This is a genomic window from Pseudomonas sp. EA_5y_Pfl2_R50 (assembly GCF_963970475.1).
GTDB lineage: Bacteria > Pseudomonadota > Gammaproteobacteria > Pseudomonadales > Pseudomonadaceae > Aquipseudomonas.
Genome location: NZ_CAXAPT010000199.1, coordinates 1 through 436 on the forward strand (window position 1 = coordinate 1; position 436 = coordinate 436).

The following is a 436-nucleotide window of genomic DNA, read 5'->3' on the forward strand; positions in this document are numbered from 1 at the left end:
TTGCTGGACGGCGATGACACGCCTTACAAAGCTGGCGACCTCGGTCTCTTCGGCCTCTCGCCCAATTTTTGCGGTCGCGTCGATGCCGGCGGCAAAACCTATTGGTCTGGCTATGGAGATGCGCCGGATCGTATGTGGCGCGCCCTACGGACGGCACACGAAACACACCCCGATCTTGCGACTGTGGAGATCATCGACCTCGGACTGATCAGGTTGAGCGCATGATGACCGCTGAGCAACTCCGCGCCGCGCGCACCGCCCTCGGCCTTAGCGCCAAGGGTCTCGCTCGGCTGGTCGATGTCCAGTCCGGCCGCACCGTCCGCAAGTGGGAAGCCGGTGATCGTGACGTGCCGGGCCCGGTGGCGGTCCTGCTTCGCGCATTGATGGAGAGCCGATCAGTGCGCCGATATTTCGGCGTTGTCGTCGAGGCAGATTC

2 protein-coding genes are annotated in these 436 nt (G+C 63.5%); both read left to right on the plus strand.

Translation table 11 applies throughout. From position 1 onward, the window contains the following. The coding region (locus AACY19_RS27430) for a hypothetical protein (protein ID WP_339454627.1) at positions 1-225 on the plus strand (225 nt) is incomplete at its 5' end. After that, positions 222-436 (plus strand): helix-turn-helix domain-containing protein (locus AACY19_RS27435; RefSeq protein ID WP_339454629.1); only part of this gene is annotated, 215 nt, incomplete at its 3' end. The genes AACY19_RS27430 and AACY19_RS27435, both read left to right, overlap by 4 nt.